The organism is Salinimicrobium marinum, assembly GCF_014651535.1.
In the GTDB taxonomy this organism is placed as follows: Bacteria; Bacteroidota; Bacteroidia; order Flavobacteriales; family Flavobacteriaceae; genus Salinimicrobium; species Salinimicrobium marinum.
On record NZ_BMXB01000031.1, the window covers coordinates 1 to 5,065 of the forward strand.

Genomic DNA, 5,065 nt, shown 5'->3' on the forward strand with positions numbered 1-5,065 from the left:
AGAACTACAAGAAATTACAGCAAGTTTAGGTCAAGTTTATCCGAGGGGAACCGGTAAATAAAATTATGCTAAGTTAGTAGATGTGGTTGGTGGGCCGCATACGTTAAAACGATCAACATAATGGCAGTTTTGTTTCCTAAACCGGGAATGCTTTTAACTAGAGTTAACTGTTTTTGTTGCTCTTCTTTCACGATCTCTGTCAGGCGATCCTCCAGGATCTTGATTTCTTTCTGTACAGCCTTTAAGGATCGGTTTAGTGAATGATATACTGTCTTGGAGGGTTTGCCCAAGGTTTTCTCTCCATGCAGCTTGTTCTTCAAGGCAGTGGTTTGTTTCAAATAAATGTCAATCAGGCGTATAAGTTGTAAACATTCCGCCTGGTTCTTGTCTTTTGCAGTATAGGGTGGAACTTCATTTACAGTGGCATACTCACAGATTGCTTTTGCATCAGATTTATCTGTTTTCACCTTGGAGAGTTTCATTTGAATAAACCTTTTGACTGACAGGGGATTCACTACAGAGACATTTACATTTTTTTCATAAAGGAACTGTGCCAACCGGTAGTGATAATACCCTGTAGCTTCCATTACTACTAAAGCATCGGCAGGAAGAGCTTTATGGAAGGCTTTGAACCCTTTACCATCGTTTTTGAACTGAGAATGAATTTCTTTAGAGTCTACAACATCGAATACATTTTTACTGATGTCTACTCCATAAATTTGTTTACATTTATTCATAGATAACTGATTAGGAAAGGACACCTACTTTGTTTTCACCATCTTAAAAACGAGATCAAAGTCTCATAGAACTGAACGAAATTGAAGTAGAAAAGAGAGGGGGTTTTCAATGTTTACGGAATCTATTATTCCTATGCTCAAAATAACCTTACTCCTCTCTTTTGTTCTTTCTGATTAGTACGTAAAAGTTAAGAAATCAAACTTAAGATGCTCAAACCTGTCTTGATTCGAAAGTCCGTGCTCGCTTGCTACACCTGATTGTCCTGCGGACAATCACGCACGCCAGCTCGCACAGTTTTTATACGAGACGTTACCCAACATTTAATGAAACCAATTTTACTATTACTAATGTTTTTTATAGTTGGATGTAATTCCAGCGACAAGAGAATTATATCCTCTGGTGAAATAATTGACAGTACTTATTATTCTCGTGAACTTGATTGGAATATTGAAATCCCTGAAGAATATATTGTAGATACTGACGAAAAACTGGAAAAAAGTACCGATTTAAGAGATGAGATTTTTAAAACTCCAGATGGTTTTAAAAACGTACCTACTGATTTAAACTTAATCACGTTTCGAAAAGGTCAAGACAACTTTTTTAGTTCTTCAGTAACTTCAATGGATAGTACAAATCTTACTTTTCCGGTTTTACAAGACGCAATAGTTAAATCTATTGATCGGACCTACTCAAGTTTGGAGAATACAAAACATACCATTATGGACATCAGAAATGAAGATCGGGAACTTAGTTTTTAAAAAAATACAAATTGAGGTTCGTAATGCTTCGACAGGAGAATTAATTATCAATCAAGATCTTTACAATACCTTAGTTGATAACAAAGTTTTTAGTGCTTCAATAAATTACAATTCCGATCAAGAAAAAGAAGTTATGGAAAGAGCTTTTTTCAAATCAGTAGAATCAAAGAAAACGTTGGGTAACAACATATAAAAACAATGCTTAAACCTGTCTCAAATCGAAGCTCATTGCTCGCTTGCAACGCCTGATTGTCCTGCGGACAATCACGCTCGCCCGCTCGCACAGTTTTTATACGGGACGTTGTAAACAAGGCAAAAATGCCATTTTTGGATGGTCAGTTTTTAAAATCTTAATTTCTTCTCTCTTTGCAGCGGACAAAAATCGGACTGATGAAATCTGATTTACCACTCAAAAAGGGAATTTTTGAAGCAAATTTTTGGCGTCAGGAAGAACATCGGACTGACAATCATAACGGATAAAAACCAGGCTGGGAAAAAAAGCCCAGTTTACAACACTGTATAAAAACAATGCTAAAACCTGTCTCGATTCGAAACTTCCAGCTCGCTTGCAACGCCTGATTGTCCTTCGGACAATCACGCTCGCCCGCTCGCACAGTTTTTATACGGGACGTTGGCAAACATAGATTAGCTCGATATTCAAAGGTAAAGAATGGAAATAGAAACAATTATATGGGGAAATATTCCGATTCTAATCGGACTCCTTGAAATAACCGGATCAGTTTATCTGACTGTAAAAATGAAAAATATTATCGGATTCATATTATCCTTTCTAATTTTAGGTTCAAGTGGTTTTGCTATAATTGTTCTGATTAATATAATAGGAGGAGCTTATCCGACTTTCCTTCCGCATATTTTAATTTCAATTTCAGCAGTTTTATTACTACTGCAGAGATTAAGTATGAATAAAAATAAAACGTTTGCCAACAACATATAAAAACAATGCTTATAACAGTCTTGAATCCAAACATCGTGCTCGCTTGCTCAGCGGATTGTCCTGCGGACAATCAAGCACGCCCGCTCGCACAGTTTTTATACGAGACGTTGTGCAATAGTTAAAAGTAAAATGGTAAAATTCTCAACCTTAGCTCTATTAATTCTTCTCATTTCCTGTCAAAACAAAACAGGAAATAATTATCAATCGAACTCAAAAAAAGGACTCGCCATTGAGGACTCACTTTACTCTGTTGTAAAGTACAAACAGGAAATGTTGTACCCTTTTGAAAATGGAGAACCGACAGATCTAAGTTTGGCAGAAATAAAAAATGTTGAAGAAATATTGGAAAGAGCTGTAAAAGAGAATAATGAACTTCAAAAAGAAGCTCTAAAAAACCGTAACGCTGAGAATCCTGAGAATAAATGGACTGAAACAGGATTTGAACTGGAAACAGAAAATTATTATCGACAGTATGTTCCAATTATAAATGGTAAAGGCGAAAAAGAAGTTTGGGTGAACTTATCGTGCAGGGAGTTTCACACTAAGAATTGGCGAAGTGAATTGTTGCCACCCGTTGCGGATGGAGGTAATTGTTACTTCAATTTAAAAATCAATCTGACTCAAAAATCATATAGGGATCTGCGGATTAATAGCCACGCATAAAAAACCATTGCACAACAACTTATAAAAACAATGCTAAAACCCGTCTCGAATAGAAAACGTCATGCTCGCTTGCTCAGCGGATTGTCCTACGGACAATCACGCTCGCCCGCGCACAGTTTTTATACGAGACGTTGTATACAAGGCAAAAAAAAACCATTTTTGGATGATGAGTTTTTTAAATATTATTTTCATTCTTTTTGCAGCGGATAAATTCGGACGGACACGGATCTGATTTACCACTCAAAAAGGGGATTTTTAAAGGAATTTTTGGGTTCGGGAAGAGCAGCGGACTGACAATCGCAACGGATAAAAAACCAGACTGGGAAAAAAAGCCCAGTTTACAACATATAAAAACAATGCTTCAATCAGTCTCAATTCGAAACTCCGTGCTCGCTTGCAACGCCTGATTGTCCTACGGACAATCACGCTCGCCCGCTCGCACAGTTTTTATACGAAACGTTACCTGCAAGCTAAACAGAACCAAATGAAGAGAACAATCCTATTCGTTTTATTATTATCAGCAATTACCTCTTGTAAAAGTCAGGAAGAAATAAATTTTAAAGTTGGCTATCTACCAAACCTTAATTACACCTTAACTCAAAAACAGATTTCAGAAAATACTGTAAAATATTTTGCATCTGACCAATTTTTACAAAATTTAGAAAATAATGGAATTAAAAATCCGACTTCAACAAAGGACACAACTATTCTAAAAAGTATATCCAAAACAGGACGTTCAAATGGAAATGAATTTCCTATCAAAATTGAGCTATTGGAATCAACAAATCCGACTTTGATTAGCGGAACGAAATTTTTCGGGAAATCAATTGCTGGAATGACTAAAATAGACTCTATTTCTTCTTTTGTAATGACAAAAGAAAAAAAGGAAGTCCTTATTCCTGCAATGGAATCTTTAATGAATCAAATCAAATACCCAAATAGAAAAATCAAAGTTGGAGAAAGTTTTGAGCAGAAAAATCCAATGTCAATGCCGATTGGTGATGTAACCATTGAGATTGAGATTAACTCTATTTACACATTAGAAGAAGTGAAAGACGGCATTGGATACTTCGACCTTGACCAAGTCTATACCATAGAATCAGCGACAAAAGATTATGAAATGGAGTTAGATGGAACTGGTAAAGGGCGGATTAATTATGATATCGAAAAAGAGTTTTTCACCAAATTCTTTCTTGAAACAACAATGAATTTAAAAACAGAACTGGAAGCTTTTGCAATTGAACTGCAAACCAAAAGCATAACCGACCAATCAACTGAAATAGAAAAGGCTGCAGGTAACAACATATAAAAACAATGCTTAAATCCGTCTATAATCGAAACATCGTGTTCCCTTGCTGAGCGGATTATCCTGCGGACAATCATGCACGCCAGCTCGCACAGTTTTTATACGAGACGTTGTGTGCAATTCCCCACATGAAGAAACTCCATTAATTTCTTCGGCCAACGTCGCGCAACATATACCTTTTCTGTATTAAATTTATTAGTGACTCTATGCGTGGCCGCTTTTTAAATTGGCGCTGGTAAGTAAGCCCGTGCGTAATTCTGGTCGAAATGTAAAAAAGCTCCTGAATTAGTGGTTCAGGAGCTTGTTGATAATTTCAGTGGTGCCCCTTTTTGGAGAGCCCGTTCAGAATATTGTTCAAATCAAAGATACATTTCCTTAGGGTCTTTTTCTAAAATATTTAGATATGGGACGAAAAAAGCTTTCTATGGAAATCATTAATCCCAATGCAGCAGGGATTGATGTTGGCAGTCGCTCACATTATGTGGCGGTTGGACAGTTTGCAGAAGATGTAAAGGAATTTGGTGTTTATGCCGAAGACCTGTATGCGGCCCACCAACCACATCTACTAACTTAGCATAATTTTATTTACCGGTTCCCCTCGGATAAACTTGACCTAAACTTGCTGTAATTTCTTGTAGTTCTGAG

5 protein-coding genes and 1 pseudogene are annotated in these 5,065 nt (G+C 36.6%); 5 read left to right on the forward strand and 1 reads right to left on the reverse strand.

Annotation, left to right across the window (positions count from 1 at the left end):
• Nucleotides 1-101 precede the first annotated feature (101 nt).
• A pseudogene (locus IE056_RS18100) lies at nucleotides 102-737 on the reverse strand (IS110 family transposase); the annotation flags it as partial.
• 324 nt (nucleotides 738-1,061) lie between these two features.
• On the opposite strand from IE056_RS18100, the gene IE056_RS18105 reads away from it, so the two are divergent.
• The 5 genes from IE056_RS18105 (at nucleotide 1,062) to IE056_RS18125 (ending at nucleotide 4,994) form a co-directional block, all read left to right on the forward strand.
• Nucleotides 1,062-1,496, forward strand: a complete 435-nt coding sequence (locus IE056_RS18105; protein ID WP_189606401.1) for a hypothetical protein — start codon at nucleotides 1,062-1,064, stop codon at nucleotides 1,494-1,496.
• A 670-nt stretch (nucleotides 1,497-2,166) separates the two neighbouring features.
• Entirely contained in the window at nucleotides 2,167-2,451 is a 285-nt protein-coding gene (locus tag IE056_RS18110) for a hypothetical protein (RefSeq protein ID WP_189606402.1), read from the forward strand.
• Nucleotides 2,452-2,580: 129 nt separating this feature from the next.
• On the forward strand, nucleotides 2,581-3,114 hold the full coding sequence (locus IE056_RS18115) for a hypothetical protein (protein WP_189606405.1): 534 nt from the start codon (nucleotides 2,581-2,583) through the stop codon (nucleotides 3,112-3,114).
• Between the two features lie 484 nt (nucleotides 3,115-3,598).
• Nucleotides 3,599-4,423 carry a hypothetical protein gene (locus IE056_RS18120; RefSeq protein ID WP_189606403.1) on the forward strand — a complete coding sequence of 275 codons (825 nt, stop codon included), beginning with the start codon at nucleotides 3,599-3,601 and terminating at the stop codon, nucleotides 4,421-4,423.
• 400 nt (nucleotides 4,424-4,823) lie between these two features.
• Complete coding sequence (locus IE056_RS18125) at nucleotides 4,824-4,994, forward strand: hypothetical protein (protein WP_189606404.1); 171 nt, start codon at nucleotides 4,824-4,826, stop codon at nucleotides 4,992-4,994.
• Nucleotides 4,995-5,065: the final 71 nt, after the last annotated feature.

Bases quoted from the DNA above. Each gene is read 5' to 3' on its own strand.
- IE056_RS18120 (WP_189606403.1), top strand. From the start codon at position 3,599: ATGAAGAGAACAATCCTATTCGTTTTATTATTATCAGCAATTACCTCT.
- IE056_RS18105 (WP_189606401.1), top strand. From the start codon at position 1,062: ATGAAACCAATTTTACTATTACTAATGTTTTTTATAGTTGGATGTAAT.
- IE056_RS18115 (WP_189606405.1), top strand. From the start codon at position 2,581: ATGGTAAAATTCTCAACCTTAGCTCTATTAATTCTTCTCATTTCCTGT.
- IE056_RS18110 (WP_189606402.1), top strand. From the start codon at position 2,167: ATGGAAATAGAAACAATTATATGGGGAAATATTCCGATTCTAATCGGA.
- IE056_RS18125 (WP_189606404.1), top strand. From the start codon at position 4,824: ATGGGACGAAAAAAGCTTTCTATGGAAATCATTAATCCCAATGCAGCA.